Source organism: Hirschia sp. (assembly GCF_058892565.1).
In genome coordinates this window covers 1-17,247 of sequence record NZ_JBZXVU010000029.1, presented here as the reverse complement: position 1 = coordinate 17,247, position 17,247 = coordinate 1, and the positions used below count along the sequence as shown (strand labels likewise).

The following is a 17,247-nucleotide window of genomic DNA, read 5'->3' as shown; positions in this document are numbered from 1 at the left end:
CACCTTGATGCCTACACGCTCTGTTATTAAATTGACAGAGTCACAATTTCATTCCTTCTGCAGGAGCCTGCATTCATGCCTATTCACACCAATATCGTCGATGCCATTGGCAACACACCGCTCATCAAGCTTCGCAAAGCATCTGAATTGACCGGTTGCACGATATTGGGAAAGGCAGAATTTTTAAATCCGGGCCAGTCCGTGAAAGATCGTGCAGCACTTTCAATTATCCGTGCAGCCGAAGCAGATGGATCTCTTAAGCCAGGCGGGACCATTATTGAAGGCACAGCGGGAAATACAGGTATTGGTTTAACTCTTGTCGCTAACGCATTGGGTTATAAAACAAAAATTGTAATGCCACGCACACAAAGTCAAGAAAAAAAGGATGCTATCCGCCTCCTTGGTGCTCAATTGGTTGAAGTGGATGCGGTGCCCTACAAAAATCCAAACAACTATATTCACTATTCTCGTCGACTTGCTGAAGAAGAAGCGAGCAAATCTGACAAGAGCGTCATCTGGGCCAACCAATTTGATAATATCGCTAACCGCCAAGCTCACATAGACACTACCGGCCCTGAAATCTGGCAACAGACTGAAGGTCAAGTTGACGGATTTATTTGTGCAGCCGGTTCTGGTGGAACAATTGCCGGTGTCGCTATGGCCTTAAAGGATCGCAATAAAGACATCCAATGTGCCCTAGCTGATCCAGGTGGTGCAGCCCTTTATGGTTACTATAAAAACGGTGAACTCAAATCTGAAGGCACATCCATTACTGAAGGTATTGGCCAAGGGCGGATCACGGCAAACCTAGAAGGCCTTGAGCTTGATGACGCTTTTCGCATCACGGATGAAGTGGCGCTGGAAATTCTTTATGATCTTACGATAAATGAAGGCATGTGTCTGGGTGGCTCTGCAGGTATCAATATAGCCGGTGCTATTGAACTGGCAAAAAGCATGGGACCAGGAAAAACCATTGTGACAATGCTATGTGATTATGGGAATCGCTATCAGTCAAAAATGTACAATCCTGTGTTTTTGAAAGAAAAAGGCCTACCAACCCCACCTTGGATGTAGAGTGGATTTCTAAGGGATTTTACAATGACCGAAATACACTTTGACTCACCGCTCGTATCTGCCCAATGGCTCAAAACCAACTGGGGGCGTAAAGGCCTTAAAATAGTGGATGCAACATATATGCTTCCATTCCTGAATCCTGAAAAATCGGGTGAGCAATTATTTGAAGACTGCCATATTCCTGATGCTGTGTTTTTCTCACTGGATGAAATCGCAGATGGAAGCAGTGACCTGCCCCATATGTTGCCCAATCCCATCCATTTTAGTGCCGAGATGTCTGCGCTTGGCATTTCCAATGATGATGCGATTGTTGTGTATGACCAAAATAATTGGATCGCCTCAGCGCGTGTATGGTGGACCTTTCGAGTTATGGGACACACAAATGTCGCTGTCCTTAATGGTGGTTTGCAAGCATGGAAAGACGTGAATGGCGGCTTTGAAACAGGCCCTATACGCAAACCGCATTCAGGTGTGTATCAAGCAAACTTAAACGCTTCCCTCGTCGCAAATCTTGAAGAGATGCGCGCCCATGTGACGAAACAAAACAAGCAAATCATTGATGCCCGCAATTCAGCGCGTTTTCTTGGCGAAGCAGCTGAGCCTCGCGCCGGTTTAAAATCTGGGCATATGCCCGGCGCTTTCAATTTACCGCATTCAGCATTGCTGCGCGATGATGGTCATTTTCAGGATAGCGAAACCATAATTGATGTCCTAACTGAAATTGGTTTGGACTTGAATCAGCCCATCGTCACAACTTGCGGGTCAGGTGTTACAGCATCAATTCTAGCACTTGGTCTTGCGGTTATCGGACGAGAAGAAGTCGCTGTTTATGACGGTTCATGGTCCGAGTGGGGCGGAACAGAATACTGCCCAGTCCACACAAAAGCTGATCTGGAAAGCTAGGTTTCATGAGTAAGAATAAAGACCACGCCTTATCTACCCGTATGATTCATAGTGGCCGTGATCCAGCCAAGCAATTGGGGGCAGTTAGCCCACCAATTCACCGCGCTTCAACCATCATCATCGAAAAAGCCGAAGACCTGTATGCGGACAATATCCGCACATATGGGATTGGCGGTATGCAAGTTCATGATGAGCTTAAAAACGCTTTGTGCGCGCTAGAAGATGCCGAGCATTGTTTGCTGACCGAGTCAGGTCTTCTTGCTTGTACGCTTCCTATTTTTGCACTTGTGGGTGCAGGTGAGCATATTCTGGTTCCAGATAATGTTTACAGCCCGACACGGCGCTATTGTAATCGCTCGTTAAAACGCACTGGCGGCAGCGTCACATATTATGACCCACTTATCGGCGCTGGTATTGCCGACCTTATCCAAGATAATACGCGGCTGATTATGATAGAAAGCCCCGGCTCTCTGACATTTGAACTACCCGATATTCGCGCGATTGTTGCAGCGGCTAAAGCGCGTGGTGTCGCAACAGCATTGGATAATTGCTGGGGATCTGGTGTTTATCTTCGCCCGCTCGATCTTGGCGTCGATATCTCAATTCTGGCGACGACAAAATACGCTGGTGGACATTCGGATTCGCTATCTGGTGCTATTTTGATGAATGATGCAAAGATAGCGACCAAACTGCAAGAAGCTTCCGCAGACCTTGGTCTTTGCACTTCTCCTGAGGACGCAAATATCGTGCTTCGCGGACTGCGGACAATGACCACGCGGTTAAAAGTGCATGAAGCCGCCGGATTGGAAATTGCAACATGGCTCCAAACCCGCGATGAAGTGAAAGCTGTCCTTCATCCAGCGCTTCCCGAAAATCCTTTCCATGCCATATGGAAACGGGATTTCACTGGTTCAGCCGGTCTATTTGCATTTGAACTTAAGCCTTGCTCGCAGCAGGATGTCATTAATTTCCTAAATGCATTTGAAATATTTGGGCTAGGTTTTTCCTATGGTGGATTTGAAAGCCTTGTTGTCAATTGTAACCCGCAATTGTCCTATAGAGGGAATAAACAAAGCCAATTTGAAGGCCCGCTTATTCGGCTCGCCATCGGGCTTGAGGATACCAATGATCTTAAGGCCGATCTTGAAACTGCATTTGCAGCTCTAAATTATTAGAGCTGCAAAGCGGCATTTATTGAGCCGCTGGTATCGCGCAAATATCATCTTTTGTCGGCGGCACATAAACAGGACTATTTTTACACACATCACCCAAAATATTACGCAACCACATGGCACCCGGGTCTGAATTCAAGCGACGACTCCAATACAGGCGCAAATGAAAGTGTGGAAACTCAACAGGTGGCTGAACAGCTATCAACCCACCGCGATGCACATAGCGATGTGCAAGGCGCGATGGCGATAATGCCACCATATCAGTATCTCTCACTGTTTCTGCGATAGATGTGTGATGAGAAGACGTTAGCGCCACTCTGCGGCGTAGGCCATTTTCTGCCAGCAAATCATCAATGCGTGTATGACTATCTCCACGTGTTGAGAAGACAATATGCGTGAGATCAGCATAGGCATCCAACGTCATTTCCTGACACATTTTAGGATGGTTGGCACGCATGATCAGCACAAACTTCTCTTCTAGCATGGGTGAAAAATTGATGCGTTTTGGTGGCTCGGTGCCGCTGAAGAACAAAAAGTCGAGATCACCAGAATCCAGTGCATCATAGGTCTCGCCCAATTTTACCGGAGAGATTCTCAAATCAACGCGGGGTGCTTTTTTACGCAAGTCTTCCATAAGAGGTGGCAAGACGACATGATCAAAATAGTCCATCGCCCCGATACGGAAAGTGCGCTCGGACACTGTTGGATCAAAACTATCATGTGACGCCAATGTCCGCTCAACATGGCGAAGGGCTTCGCGCACATCAATGGCGATTTCAGAACAGCGTTCTGTTGGGTCAACACCAGAAGGCGTGCGAATGAATAATTCATCGCCGAAAGTTTCACGCAATCGGGAAAGTGCATTTGAAACGGCAGGTTGGGTCACATTTAAACGGCGCGCTGCTCGCGTGACATTTCTCTCTCGCCACAAAGCATCGAATGTATTGAGAAGATTTAGATCGAATTTCTTATCCATAATATATTCCAGCGCCCTTTAATGCCTTTGATAAGGCATGTTCGCACATGGATTATGAATCACATGCACATGCATTATCATCAACAATGATAACGCCGACGCGATATTTCACAATACCAAAGTAAATTTAGGGAAAGCTCAAAAGGCAGTGGAGACGTTTAGGTAACGATAAAATCGACTTGATCTTCAAACAATCGCACGGCTGTTAGCTTGCTGGTCATGTAGGCACCCGTATCAATGCTGATACGACGAAAATCACGATGCGGTGCATTAATAGGCGTGTGCCCGTGCACCACGACCTTATCAAATGCCTCTTTGTGATAGAGAAAATCATCACGTATCCACATCAGATCTTTTTCTGACTGCTCTTCCAGTTTTTTCCCGGGACGCAGACCAGCGTGAACAAAGACATAATCTCCCAAGACGAGACACACCTCTAAACTCTCTAAGAAGCTGCGGTGGTTGAGAGGCATATTGTCGATAAGATCCTGACGCGCTTTCGCCCATCCATCAAAATTATCGCGTCCGCGTGGAGGTTGGACATTATAAGAAACGAGCGTTTCAACCCCTCCATATTGAGCCCATCTTTCTCCGATACCGGAATTAGACAGAAAATCGAGGAAGGTTTCTTCGTGATTTCCGCGCAGGAAACGCAGATCAAATTCAGAATATTCTTCACTCACAAGCAAATCTATAACTTGTTTGGACTGAAAGCCCCTATCCACATAATCACCAAGAAAGACAATCGCATTGCGTGTTTCTGGATCATTGCTTTGAGCGACATCCTCACGGATTTTTTCCATGAGTTTCTTGAGCAAATCGGCGCGTCCATGAATATCTCCAACTGCATAGACGCGCGTACCTTCAGGTACTCGTGTTTCACGCAATGGAATATTTAGAGCTTCTTCAGTGGATAGACTATTTGGGTCTTTTTTAGCCAATTTTTTATCGGAAAAGACACGTCTCCATAACTGATAGGATCGCGCAACGGCATCGCGTCGGCGTTCTAAAAACCAGTCATTTAAATCTTCCCAATTTGGCATCGACCTGCGTCTAAGCTCCTTAAACTTCAATTACTCATTCAATCCCGAACTCAAACAAAGAGTTATGGTTGATAATCATAGAGCAAAAACCACGCCAACCATTATGTCTTTTATACAGATCAGTCTACTGAACTTGGAATACGCCCATTTATTGACGAAACAGCCCCAATTTATGTCACAGAAGATATATTTCAACGATCAGACATAATCTGACTTAAGCCCTTTCTAGCGCATATAGCTCAATAAAAATTAAATGGATTTAATTAAAATAGTGAGGTCTCTGCAAAAGAAAATACAATTATACAGTTATTTAAAGGGTTTTTTTTGGGTAAATCTAAGATACATGTTAATCAGTGGCGTAGACATTAACATGCCATAGTTTTTGCTTACTAAGGGTAGCACACCCTATGTTCAAGAAGGTCTTATTTTATGATCCGCTTTATTCTTATTATTCTTGCCATTTTTGCGGTTCTTATTGGTGGTCTCGTTGCTGCCGTTCATTTCATTCCTTCTTCCGCCTATAAAGACAAAATAGAAACAGTCGCCGAGTCTGCGCTAGGACGTGATGTCACCATTAACGGAGATATCAAACTTAGACTTTTCCCTAAAATCACCGCGTCTGCCGGTCAAACAGTGATCGCCAACCCTGAAGGGTTTGGAGATAGTGATTTTGCATCAATGACAGAGCTGCGCGCTGCGGTTAAAATCCTTCCATTGCTATCGCAGAAAGTGGAGATCGACGAGTTTATACTGGTTGACCCGAAACTTTCACTTGTGAAATTGGAAAATGGCGAAAACAACTGGACTTTCTCGTCAACATCAACTGGCTCACCTACTCCAGAAGATGAGACTCCAACCAATCCAGACGCTGTGCAAGCTCGCCTTGGTGATGTCCGCCTCGTCAATGGTGATTTGTCTTATGATGACAGACAGGCAGGACAAACACATACACTCACTAACTTGAATATCCTTATCAAGCTGCCAGAAATAAACGGCCCATTGGGTGTGGATGGTGATGGTATTCTCGATGAATTGCCGTTCGAGTTGAACGCTGATGTTGAAAATTTACAAAAGCTTTTAGAGGGTGTCTCCACACCCGTGAATGCTGATCTAAAAACAGACCTTGCAACAACAGGCTTTAATGGAAATATCGTTCTTGGTGATGTGATCGGACTTGATTTAACGGCCAACGCCGAAGTTCCCGACCTTCAAGCCTTCGCTGATTTCATGAAAATCGAAATACCCGGAGCTAAAGCGCTGGGCAAAGCCAATGTAAAAGCCAAAGTCGACGGTCAAGTTGGTGCACTCATTCTTAGCGATGTCATCTTAAAACACACTAGTGATTTGCTGAAAATTGATTTTACAGGCGGTGCCAATGTTGGTGAGAAAATTGCGTTCAAAGGTGACCTTGATTTCAACGCCCCTAACCTAAGAGCCCTTGCCCAAACTGCTGATGTTGTGCTGCCAGAAGGTGATATTTATCGCAGCTTTTCTTTAGACGGTCAGACACAAGGCTCGCTCGAATCCGTGTCGCTTTCAAACGCAACACTCAAATTTGATGATATCGTCGGCACGGGAAACATGCTGCTTAACCTCTCAGGCGCTAAACCAAAGCTGACAGGTAATTTGAAAACCAACACAATTAATGCCACAAATTATGCGGCAGCCTCTGGCGCAACCGAAAAGCCTAAATCCACAAACAAAACGGATGGGTGGCAAGACATTCCTCTTGACCTATCTCCTCTAAAATCCGTTGATGTTGATCTTAAAATTGAGGCCGAAGGTCTGAAATTCCAAGGCATAGATATTGGCAAGACTTTGCTTAATACCACAATCATCAATGGTAAGCTTGTCGCCGACCTCACAGAAACATCCCTATATGGCGGTAAAGGTTCTGCCAAAATCGTTGCAGACGCATCAGCAGCAACACCAAAAGTTGAGATGATTGCGAGTTTGAACGCATTGAACGCAGCCCCGTTTCTTGGTGCTGTCGCTGATTTTGACAAAGTTGAAGGTGTTGGTGGTTTCAACATTTCGATAAATGGAACTGGCGCTTCAATGTCCAGCATTATGAGTTCACTCTCAGGTGCGGGTGCATTCAAGTTTGATGATGGTGCCATAAAGGGACTGAATGCGGCTCAGCTCATGCGGTCAGCCACAGAGTTTCTAAATACAGGCACAATCCCAAGCGCGTTATCTGAAGAACAAGAAACAGATTTCACAGAGTTTGCAGCTGATTTCAATATTAATAAAGGTGTGGCTTCAACCAACGCTTTCAACTTTGTAACGCCTGGTTTGGAAATCCCAGGCCAAGGTCAACTCGACCTTGGAAACCGTACACTTTCATTGAGCATGTTCCCAAAATCAGGTGATAAATCACTCGGGATAAACGGATTTGCACCGCCCATTAAAATATCCGGTAGTTGGAATAAATTGTCAGTTGGTCTGGATCAAGACTGGTTAAAGGAACAACTGACTCAACAGCTCAAAAATGAAGCGCAAAACCTTATTCAAAAGGAATTGGGACTAGATAAAGCTCTCGGTGGTAATACAGGCAATATTCTAGGCAGCGGCAAAGAAGCAGATGATGCTCGCAAAGAAGCCATTGGCAATGCGCTTGGAAATGCGTTGGGCATTAAGAAGCCAGCGGCTACACCGACTCCGACAGCAACACCTTCTCCGACTGCAACAGCAGATTCAGCAACCAGCTCGACTGAAACAGTTGGACCTGAAGAAGAGGTTGATGAAGAGGAAAAGTCCATAGAAGAGCAATTAGAAGAAGAAGCGAAGAAAAAGCTTCGCGATCTTTTCAAATAGAGCTCATTTTCTGAATCGACCGACTCAATAAGGACTGCTACCAAAGATGTTATGAAAATTGCGTCTTGGAATGTAAACTCGGTGAATGCACGCTTACCGACCGTGCTTGAGGTTTTGAAAAACCTTGAGCTTGATGTTGTGTGCTTTCAGGAAATTAAATGTATTGATGACAATTTCCCGCGCCTCGAAATTGAGGACATGGGATATAACATCATTACCCATGGTCAAAAAAGCTATAATGGCGTGGCGATCCTCTCCAAACACCCGATAGAAGATGTTCAAATTGGACTGCCGGGGGATGATGAAGATGATCAAGCTCGCTATATAGAAGCTCTTATTATGGGCGAAACGCCTGTGCGTGTGGCCTCCATATACCTGCCTAATGGCAACCCCTTCCCCGGCCCTAAGTTTGACTACAAACTCGCTTGGATGGACCGCCTGAATGCACGCGCAAAAGAATTGCTCTCCTATGAAGAAGCGGTCGTTTTGGCTGGAGATTACAATTGCATTCCTCGTGATGAGGATTGTTACGATCCTGCCGCATGGGTAGATGATGCGCTTGCCCAGCCTGAAACGCGCGGCAAGTTTCGTGAACTTCAATGGATGGGATATACTGAAGGCTTTGCCGCACGTGATAATCGCGGCCACCAATATACATTCTGGGATTATCAGGCCGGTGCTTGGCAAAAAGACAATGGCATCAGAATTGACCATTTGCTTTGCAGTCCGCAAGCTGCTGATAAATTGAAATCAATATCCATTTATAAAGATGCGCGCGGCATGACTAAACCATCTGACCATGTGCCAATTATAGGTGAATTCGAGCTATGACGGCCCTGCCTGAACCCATTGATGTCACAAACAGCCCAGATACGATGTGGCAAGCTATCAAGCGTACAATAAAGGGTTGTTGCCCCAATTGCGGGCAAGGAAAATTGTGGACCAAATACATCAAACAAGTTGAGCATTGCGACAATTGCAGCGCTCACTTAGGCGCGGTGCGCGCAGATGATGGCCCAGCATGGCTGACCATCTTGATCGTTGGGCATATCTGGTCACCTATTCTGGTTCTTGTGACGCGATATGAGATACCTATGTGGTTTCTGTTTCCCGCACTTATGATCAGTGCACTTGCCTCGTGTTTGATGGTTTTGCCATTCGCCAAAGCGATATTCATCGGTGCAATCTGGAAATCGCAAGCTGGTGATCAAGCACACGATTAATCATTTTGCGCTGCTAGATGATATAACCTCACACAATTAAAATGTTTGATTTAAAGCTTTTTGGAAGCGATCAAAATCTTCAATATGTGGAAGGTGACCAAGATCATCTAATTCAATCAAATGAATGCTTGGATTGCGCGCTTTAACTTGATCGCCCAATTGATCATACCGTCCTAATTCATAATCAACGTCGGATTTTTTCCAATTGCGCCCTGGGCCTGTGCGATCACGCGTACCCAAAATTAAAGTGACGGGCATTTTGAAATCATCAAATTCTTCAATCACCGGACCGCTAAAAATCATATCATATGTGCGTGCGCTCACCTGCGCTAATAGCGACCAATCTGGACCATTCACCCAACCGACAAGCGGAATGGTGAGGGCTTCATATTCCTCATTCCAAGCACCATCGTAATAGTTTTTCTGCTGATAAGCGGCAATTTTCTCTGGCTTTTGACCAAGCTCATTTTGATAGAAAAAATCAACGTCTTTATATTCGACATAGTGCAAGTAATTTTCTAATCCGATAGGATTTACCAGCGTCAATTTCTCAGTAGCCTCAGGGTATTGCAAAGCAAATCGAGACGCCAACATCCCTCCCATGGAATGACCAATAATGTGAGATGATTGAATATCTAAATGATCTAACAGCGCCTTTGTATTATTCGCCAATGCTGGAAAACTATATTGGTAATCTGTGGGTTTAGACGATTTTCCAAACCCAATCTGATCCGGCATTAAAACACCATAGCCTAATCCATGCAGATATGCCGCCGTTTGTTGCCAGTAAGCGCCATTAAAGTTTTTCCCATGCAATAGCGTGATAATGCCTTTTGAATTCTCGGTTGCAGGCAAATACATATACGCCATTTCAAGGCTCTGGCCTTGAGACGAGAATTGAAATGTTTGTACTTCAAACGGATATGCATATTTTTCTAGCGACTTTCCGTAAGAGATTTTAGCTTCCGCCACTTTAGGCTCAGCTGTAACAGATGACGTCACACACGCAGTCAAAGCGAAACAAGCGCAAAATGCACTCAGCATTGAAAGATGTTTATTTCGTCTCATAACGCCTGCTCTTTTCATCTCTGACTATATCCTTTTTCACAAAAAACTCGCCAAACATATAGCTCAGCGAGTGATTGATAAATCTAGTAATTTTCTAATTTAGCCAATGCATTTGGTGTTAAATGCTGTTGTCTTTTCATTGTAAGCTTCAGCTTTTTCCATCAACGACACATTCATCAATTCAAGTTTGCTTTTTGCCTCTTCAGCTTGAGCGTGATGCTCTTCTACACTTGCTTCATATCCGGCTTTTTCGTCTTTCGTCATCTTTATGACACCAGTCTCAAGATTGGCCAATTCAGCCTTGGCTGCGGCGCGTTCATTATTGTGCAATTCAAACGTTGCGACAATCTCTTCACGGTCAGCTTGCATGCCGACAATCTCATTACCAACATTGACTAATTCTTTTTGCATGGACGAACATGATCCAGCATGAGCAGTTCCAGCAAGTGCAAGAGCAGAGACACTGACGATGAAAAATTTAGATGCGTTGCGCAATTGAAAAGTCATATATATCTCCGTTCAAAATTGTATTTCTCTAGGCTAAACTTATAAAGTCTCACCTGAATATGAAATGAAGTTATCGAGGTGATGTGGCCACTTCTGGGCGAAAACATGCCGATCACCCAACATTAAATTCTTTTAAATTATTGTTTTAGCACAGATATATTTAAGTCCATGGACCGTTTTCACCCCCATCCGACTGGGTATTGTCTTCATCAGGCTTGGCTGCAGGCGCACGTCCTGCACGATCTGACACACTATCAATCAATTGGAAAACCGCGACAAAATCTTCCATCAACTCGCGTATGCGATCAGGATTATCGAGCGGAGTAAACATAGAGCCCGGTTCGAATAAATCACCGCCTTCTACACACACAAATAACTCACCGCCCGAAAATGCACAGCGCAATTTGCCGCCTTGGAAAATGCGCTCAAGTTCGAGCAGCCTCTCCATAAAATCTGGCGTCAGCAGAAAGCGAGATTCAATCTGATCATTAGAGAAAACTTCAAATGCTTTTTCAAATTTGGGATCTTCTAAACGCACACGTTCCAAATTGTGGCCGGATAATTTATTCCCGATTTTATTGAAAACATTGAGAACACCCAAATCACGAAACACTTTTGTCAGTCCATTGAATGGCTTGTGAAAATTCATCACCAAACATTGGCCTTTAAAAACCGTGACCCATTCAGTTCGCGTGCGCCCTTTTCCATCTGATCGCGTGCGTTTATCTTCTAGGTGGGCTTCAAAAAATTCAAAATTCGTACTGCCGCGTGTTCCTAAAAGCTGGTCTTCAAAACTTTCCCTATCCCAACTCGGGATCAATCCAAGATTACGAAAACGACTAAGCACAAGAGGAGAAGCTGGCTCGGGATTATATTGCAGATCAAATCCATTTGCAGCAGTTTCAACGATGAGCAATTTGGCTTCACGTTTTAAGTCATTGAGACCATGGCGCCCATATGAAAACAATCCCATTCCGGCTATTCCACCAAGAAACATAGCAAAAGGCGAACGCGTCAAAGCAAGACCAATTAAAGCAATTGCTCCGCCTATAGCGACACCTAGCCTTGTATATGTGTGTGCTTTTTCGGCGGCGGCTATTCTGTCACCTTCGCGTGCTTGCAAGGAAGGTAATATCTCATCACGATAGACTTGTTTGAATGCATCAAACTCAGGCGGCAGCGTTTTAAACGCAGCTTCGACATCTGTTTCAGAATGATCTGTCATGAAATCCCCTTCCAGTAATTCTCATTCTGCACAGTTTGGCTAAAGCCTCAATAATCCATCCAGATTAAGGCGCATCCCCATAAATGCGTGTTTCAATTGTTCCATCAGCTGTCACAATACCGCGAAACATTCCCGGCGTGTTGAATACAAACGCAGAAGCCCCAGTTTTTGAAATAACGATCACGCCGCCATCACCGCCAAGGTCAGCCACTTTATCAAGCGCCACCTTACCAGCATCTTCAGGGGACTCATCCAGCAATTCAATCCTTGAACAAACGGTCTTAGCAACGGCTGTTCGAATGAAATACTCACCATGTCCCGTCGCAGAGACACCGCATCCATTATTGTCCGCATACACACCCGCGCCCACAATGGGGGCATCCCCAACGCGGCCAGGTGCTTTGGCTGTCATGCCGCCTGTTGAAGTTGCGGCTGCTATATTGCCGCGCACATCAATCGCCACAGCACCGACTGTGCCGCGCTTATCAGCCTTCTCAGCACGCGTTTTTAACACACGCTCAAGCGCAGCTTTACGCGCCTCTGTTGTGAAATAGGTATTTTCAACACGCTCAACGCCATGACTGTGCGCAAATTCAGAGGCAGCCTCACCTGCAAACATTACATGCTCGGATTTTTCCATCACAGCACGCGCCGCAAGCACTGGGTTTTTGACGGTTTTCACGCCAGCAACTGCCCCCGCATTGGTGTTGCGGCCATCCATAATGGATGCATCTAATTCATGATCACCAGCAGCCGTCAAAACAGCGCCATGTCCTGCATTAAAAGCTGGATTATCTTCTAGTAAAATCACCGCTGCTTCCACAGCATCAAGTGCTTCACCACCATTAGCAAGAACCGTTTGGCCAGCAAGCAAAGCCTCTTCTAATCCTTTATGATAGGCAAGCTCTCTTTCTGCCGTCATATGCTTGCGTTCAATCACACCAGCTCCGCCGTGAATTACCAATGTCCATTCTTGAGCCTCAGCAAATTCCATTGTGGTGTGGAGGCCGCTGGTTTGAACCTTATCGCCTGTTTGCGCACAAGATGGCAGAGCAAAGCATGAAAAGACAAATCCACAGCTGACCAACAATACCCGACGAGAAAGATTCAGCATATCAGCGCCCTATTTGAAGATTGCTTCCAGTGTCGCAAATGCTTCTTTGAGTTTTTCGATAGACTGCGTCAATTCAGAACGTCGATCCTGTTTCTCGGCCACAACATGCGCAGGCGCACGCGACACGAAATTCTCATTAGAAAGCTGCTTATCAATGATTTCCATTTCCGCATTCAGCTTGCCGATTTCACGGTCCAGACGCTCTTTCTCTGCGCCTAGATCAATGACATCAGACACTTCAAGCGCGAAAGTTGCCTCTTCAACAACAATTGACACAGTGCCACTTGGTGCATTCTTGGAAACGTTCAGATCTTCCAAACGCGCAAGGCGTTCGATAATGCCTTTATAGTCTCTCACTCTTTGCTTAGTGAGGTCATTTGCATTCAATACACTCACAGGCAGTTTGGCACCTGCTGGTATATTAAGATCAGCACGCGCAGAGCGAATATCTGTGATTGTGTTAATCACCCAGTCAATCTCAGCCTCAGCTTCCATTGATGCCGCTTCAGGACCAAAGGAAGGCCATGCTTGGTTGCAAAGAAGTGCCGTTTTATCTGCACGAAACTCTGCTTGGTCCGCCCACAACGCTTCAGTAATGAATGGCATGAATGGGTGAAGCAAGTGAATAATCTGATTCAGTGTCCACGCAGCTGTTTTACGCGTCTCTGCTTTTGCTGTTTCATCATCGCCATTAAGCAATGGTTTCATCAGCTCCAAATACCAGTCACAGAAGACATGCCATGTGAATTTATAAGCAGCTGAGGCAGCATCGTTGAAACGATATTCATCAATGTTTTTCGTGATATCTGCCGTTGCTTTGGCAACTTCAGACACGATCCATTTATTTAGCGTATGCTCAACTTTTAGCGGATCAAACTCATGTTGTTCCCACAAAGCGCATTCGTTCATTTCACAAAAACGCGCCGCATTCCAAAGCTTAGTTCCAAAGTTACGATAGCCCACTACACGATCAATCGAGAGACGAATATCACGCCCTTGTGCCGCTTGGGATGCTAGAGTGAAGCGAAGCGCATCCGTACCACACGCGGGAATACCATCTGGAAATTGCTGTTTGGTTTTGTTGGTAATGGCTTTTTCAGCGGCTTTGTCTTTTTTCTCATTACCCGTTTTTTTGATGTCTTTCACGCGCTTGGCGATCAATGTATCAAAATCACAGCCATCGATAATATCGATCGGATCGATCACATTCCCGATGGATTTAGACATTTTCTTACCGTCTTCATCCAAAACAAGCGCGTGGATATAAACATCCTTAAACGGCACTTCTTTCATGAAATGGATACCCTGCATCATCATGCGGGCCACCCAGAAGAAGATAATATCAAAGCCTGTTACCAGCGTGGCAGTTGGGTAGAATTTATCCAATTCAGGCGTCTTGTCCGGCCAGCCCATAGTCGAGAATGGCCAAAGCGCAGACGAGAACCATGTGTCGAGTACGTCTTTGTCTCGTTGGATGGTAACACTATCTACTTTGCCACCTCCATTTTCTAAGGCCGCACTTATTCCAAAATCAACAATACGTAGTTTTGAACTCGAATCGTCTCGAACCACCACTTTGCTTTCAGGTACATCATAATAAGCAGCGACCGCCTTTATGGCATCTGCTTCACTTGATGCAACAAAAGGAATATCCTCTCCACTAAAGTCAGCTCCAGTTTCGAGGATCCCACCTTTGGGAATATTTGGCCCATACCATGCCGGTATACGGTGTCCCCACCAGAGCTGACGTGAGATACACCAAGGCTCAATCTCATCCATCCAGTTATAATATGTTTTAGACCAATTTTCGGGCACAAAGCGTGTTTTGCCCTCTTTCACTGCATCCACAGCAGGACCAGCAAGTTTAGCTGCATCCACATACCATTGATCCGTCAGCATGGGCTCAATCACCACGCCTGAACGGTCACCAAATGGTTGCATGATTTTTTTATTTTCAACGTAAGGGACAGTTTCGGTAACTTCTATTTTGTTACCGTCTTCATCCTTGGTCTTACGGGTCGCAGTGGTCATCACCGCAAGCCCTTCATCTGTGATCGCTTGCACAACTTTTTTACGCGCTTCAAAACGATCAAGGCCGCGATACTCATCCGGCACCAAATTAATCGCGTCAATTTCTGAAGACGTAAACTCTCCAGATGCCAAGATTTCACGCGCTTTTGCAGCCGATACTGCATAAGGCTCACCATCATCACGCATGGACGCTTTCACATCCATAAGGCGATACATTGGAATATTATTACGCTGGGCAACGCCATAGTCGTTGGCGTCATGCGCACCGGTAATCTTCACCGCACCAGACCCAAATTCTGGATCAGGGTATAGGTCTGTAATGATCGGGATCAAACGGCGATCACCCTTAGGGCCAACAGGTATCTCACACAATTTACCCACGATAGGCTTATAGCGCTCATCGCTTGGGTGAACGGCGACTGCTCCATCACCCAGCATGGTTTCAGGACGTGTCGTCGCGATAGAAATATAATCGCGCTCTTCTTCCAGCGTGACATTACCGTCCTCGTCTTTTTCAACGTAAGTATATGTCTCACCGCCCTGCAATGGATATTTGAAATGCCACATGTGGCCATCAACTTCCACATTATCCACTTCAAGGTCAGAAATCGCAGATTGGAAATGCGGGTCCCAGTTGACCAGACGCTTGTCACGGTAGATCAGCCCTTGCTGGTGTAGCTCAACGAAAACTTTAGTAACTGCTTTGGACAGACCTTCATCAAGCGTAAAACGTTCGCGTGACCAATCACAGCTGGCACCAAGACGCTTAAGCTGATTGATGATTTGTCCGCCGGACTTTTCTTTCCATTCCCACACACGTTCAATGAATTTGTCACGCCCAAGGCTCGCCGCGCTTTGATTGCCTTCAGCAGCCAATTGGCGCTCAACAACCATCTGCGTCGCAATACCGGCATGGTCAGTCCCCGGTTGCCATAAAACATCCTTGCCTTGCATACGTTGATAACGACACAACAAATCCTGCAATGTGTTGTTTAACGCATGCCCCATGTGCAGCACACCCGTGACATTGGGCGGCGGGATAACGATGGAATAAGCATCAGCTGCACCCTCCGTTTCCATTTTGGGTTTGAATGCGCCGGATTTTTCCCAGCTATCATAAATTTTCGGTTCGGAGACACTATGGTCGAAATGTGAGTCAAGCATGAGGTGTTGATACAATAATTATCACACGCCGCAACGAAAAAAGAGCACAGTTTGAGGCTGTACTCTTATGATCATTGATTTTTTTTTGAATATCTTGGAGATACTCGCGTCTATCTCGCCATACGAGAAATACGTTGAAGCTCTTTTTGGACTTCCTGCTCAACAAGCTGCGGCAGATTCCCATCTAGCCATTCTTTAAGCATGGGTTTTAGCATTTCACGCACCAAGTCTTCAATCGTTGTGCCTTGGGATAGCATCATGGAGCCCATCAACTTGCCCAACTGACCTGCTGTCGCATCCGCTGTTGCGGCTGCAACCAAACCTTCGGATTCTGGTTCAGGAGCTGGTGCAGGCTTTGGCGCAGGTTCTGGTGCAGCCGCTACTGGTTCAGCAACAGGCTCAGGCTCTGGCTCTTCTTCGATTCCCCAATCCGCCATATCGACTTCGGGTTCATCTTCAGCCCATTCATCAGCATCAACAACCACAACATCACTTTGCGGTTCAACGTCTTCTGCCATTTCTTCCATGGCCGCTGCCATGTCGAATTCTTCTTCAGGTTCAGTTAAATCTAGATCAACTGGATCATCGTCAATCTGCTCAGCATCTGAGAGATCGAGCACATCAGCAGCACTCGCATCAGCTTCAGTTGGAGCTGGTTCGTCATCTTCAGAAATGATCTTGCGGATGGAAGCAAGAATTTCTTCCATGGTTGGTTCTGATGCGGCTTCTTCAGCTGACATGACGCGCCTCTAATACATAACTTTCGGCTTCATACATTCAGAAGCACTAGAATCACCTAAACATTAGGCAAAATGTAGTTAACAACGCCTTTCTAAGAAAGGACGTTGTTCGTTAGATATGCATTAAGTCTTAGAGTTATAAGGAAAGATTAACACCAAGAGATTCAGGTGTCAGCGCTCCCATAGCCGC

The 17,247-nt window shown here is 45.6% G+C and carries 14 protein-coding genes; 6 read left to right on the top strand and 8 right to left on the bottom strand.

What is annotated here, in order from left to right; translation table 11 throughout:
- The first annotated feature begins 75 nt into the window (after positions 1-75).
- The 3 genes from AC5EF3_RS11430 to metC are packed head-to-tail and all read left to right on the top strand — an operon-like array spanning position 76 to position 3,152.
- Positions 76-1,074 (top strand): cysteine synthase A, encoded by a 999-nt coding sequence (locus AC5EF3_RS11430; RefSeq protein WP_015827183.1) that lies wholly within the window; start codon positions 76-78, stop codon positions 1,072-1,074.
- A 24-nt stretch (positions 1,075-1,098) separates the two neighbouring features.
- The gene (locus AC5EF3_RS11425) at positions 1,099-1,977 is read left to right on the top strand and encodes a sulfurtransferase (RefSeq protein ID WP_493548134.1); all 879 of its coding nucleotides are present in this window, start codon (positions 1,099-1,101) and stop codon (positions 1,975-1,977) included.
- A gap of 5 nt (positions 1,978-1,982) precedes the next feature.
- Positions 1,983-3,152, top strand: a complete 1,170-nt coding sequence (gene metC, locus AC5EF3_RS11420) for a cystathionine beta-lyase (protein ID WP_493548133.1) — start codon at positions 1,983-1,985, stop codon at positions 3,150-3,152.
- Positions 3,153-3,168: 16 nt separating this feature from the next.
- On the opposite strand, the gene AC5EF3_RS11415 is transcribed toward metC, so the two are convergent.
- Together AC5EF3_RS11415 and AC5EF3_RS11410 are read right to left on the bottom strand one after the other, a co-directional pair.
- On the bottom strand, positions 3,169-4,125 hold the full coding sequence (locus AC5EF3_RS11415) for a LysR family transcriptional regulator (protein WP_493548132.1): 957 nt from the start codon (positions 4,123-4,125) through the stop codon (positions 3,169-3,171).
- A 158-nt stretch (positions 4,126-4,283) separates the two neighbouring features.
- Positions 4,284-5,168 carry a metallophosphoesterase family protein gene (locus tag AC5EF3_RS11410; protein WP_493548131.1) on the bottom strand — a complete coding sequence of 295 codons (885 nt, stop codon included), beginning with the start codon at positions 5,166-5,168 and terminating at the stop codon, positions 4,284-4,286.
- A 429-nt stretch (positions 5,169-5,597) separates the two neighbouring features.
- Here AC5EF3_RS11410 and AC5EF3_RS11405 point away from each other — a divergent pair, with 429 nt between their 5' ends.
- The 3 genes from AC5EF3_RS11405 to AC5EF3_RS11395 are packed head-to-tail and all read left to right on the top strand — an operon-like array spanning position 5,598 to position 9,208.
- Complete coding sequence (locus AC5EF3_RS11405) at positions 5,598-7,985, top strand: AsmA family protein (protein WP_493548130.1); 2,388 nt, start codon at positions 5,598-5,600, stop codon at positions 7,983-7,985.
- Positions 7,986-8,036: 51 nt separating this feature from the next.
- A complete protein-coding gene (gene xth / locus AC5EF3_RS11400) occupies positions 8,037-8,816 on the top strand; it encodes an exodeoxyribonuclease III (protein ID WP_493548129.1) in 780 nt (259 codons plus the stop codon).
- Complete coding sequence (locus AC5EF3_RS11395) at positions 8,813-9,208, top strand: DUF983 domain-containing protein (protein ID WP_493548128.1); 396 nt, start codon at positions 8,813-8,815, stop codon at positions 9,206-9,208. The genes xth and AC5EF3_RS11395 overlap by 4 nt, the downstream gene beginning before the upstream one ends.
- A gap of 36 nt (positions 9,209-9,244) precedes the next feature.
- Here the strand turns inward: AC5EF3_RS11395 and AC5EF3_RS11390 are convergent, their stop codons facing one another.
- The 6 genes from AC5EF3_RS11390 to AC5EF3_RS11365 form a co-directional block, all read right to left on the bottom strand.
- Positions 9,245-10,252 (bottom strand): alpha/beta fold hydrolase, encoded by a 1,008-nt coding sequence (locus AC5EF3_RS11390; protein ID WP_493548151.1) that lies wholly within the window; start codon positions 10,250-10,252, stop codon positions 9,245-9,247.
- A gap of 123 nt (positions 10,253-10,375) precedes the next feature.
- The gene (locus AC5EF3_RS11385; RefSeq protein WP_015827174.1) at positions 10,376-10,783 is read right to left on the bottom strand and encodes a hypothetical protein; all 408 of its coding nucleotides are present in this window, start codon (positions 10,781-10,783) and stop codon (positions 10,376-10,378) included.
- Positions 10,784-10,943: 160 nt separating this feature from the next.
- Complete coding sequence (locus AC5EF3_RS11380; RefSeq protein ID WP_493548127.1) at positions 10,944-12,008, bottom strand: DUF3137 domain-containing protein; 1,065 nt, start codon at positions 12,006-12,008, stop codon at positions 10,944-10,946.
- Between the two features lie 64 nt (positions 12,009-12,072).
- Complete coding sequence (locus tag AC5EF3_RS11375; RefSeq protein ID WP_493548126.1) at positions 12,073-13,122, bottom strand: isoaspartyl peptidase/L-asparaginase family protein; 1,050 nt, start codon at positions 13,120-13,122, stop codon at positions 12,073-12,075.
- Positions 13,123-13,131: 9 nt separating this feature from the next.
- Entirely contained in the window at positions 13,132-16,317 is a 3,186-nt protein-coding gene (locus tag AC5EF3_RS11370; protein WP_493548125.1) for a valine--tRNA ligase, read from the bottom strand.
- Positions 16,318-16,427: 110 nt separating this feature from the next.
- Positions 16,428-17,057: a DUF2497 domain-containing protein gene (locus AC5EF3_RS11365; protein WP_015827170.1), complete on the bottom strand. Its 630-nt coding sequence runs from the start codon at positions 17,055-17,057 to the stop codon at positions 16,428-16,430.
- Positions 17,058-17,247 lie beyond the last annotated feature (190 nt).